This is a genomic window from Mesorhizobium sp. M0522 (assembly GCF_040321085.1).
Taxonomy (GTDB): Bacteria; Pseudomonadota; Alphaproteobacteria; order Rhizobiales; family Rhizobiaceae; genus Mesorhizobium.
Map to the genome: position 1 here is coordinate 1 of NZ_JAMYQW010000106.1, position 604 is coordinate 604.

A 604-nucleotide genomic window follows, 5' to 3' on the forward strand; every position below is an offset into this window, starting at 1 on the left:
CGATGCATGCCCTGAAGGTAACCGCAGTCCACGATAGCAAGCAGTTTGACTATGTTCTTTCACGTGAGCCAGTCGATCTCGTGGTTGTTGACCTTAACCTAGGCCGGGAGGATGGACTTGCGATCGTCCGCAATCTGGCGACAAAATCGGATGTTCCTATCATAGTGATCAGCGGCGACCGGCTTGATGAGGCGGAAAAAGTGGTTGCACTGGAGCTCGGCGCAACCGATTTCATTCCCAAGCCTTTCGGGATGCGCGAATTCTTGGCCCGCATTCGAGTAGCGCTACGCCAGCGCATTTCTAGTCCGCGAACCAGAGAGCAGCGCTCATTTCGCTTTGGGGCCTGGAAGCTCAGCGTGAAGCAGCGGCGACTGATCTGTGCGGAGCGTGGCGAGGTCAAGCTTACCGCATGTGAGTTCAATCTCTTGATCGCATTTCTGGAGAACCCCCGCAACGTGCTATCCAGAGAACGGCTTTTGCTCGCGAGCCGTGTGCGTGGAGAAGAGGTGTACGATCGAAGTATCGATGTCCTAATCATGCGCTTGCGCCGAAAGCTGGAGGCTGATGCGGCCAACCCTCGCCTGGTCAAAACATCCCGTGGCGC

The 604-nt window shown here is 56.3% G+C and carries 1 protein-coding gene; it reads left to right on the forward strand.

Annotated elements, in window-relative coordinates; translation table 11 throughout:
* Positions 1 to 2: 2 nt before the first annotated feature.
* Positions 3 to 604, forward strand: a 602-nt coding sequence (virG, locus tag NKI58_RS35480; protein ID WP_352443318.1) for a two-component system response regulator VirG, incomplete at its 3' end; no start/stop codon positions are given.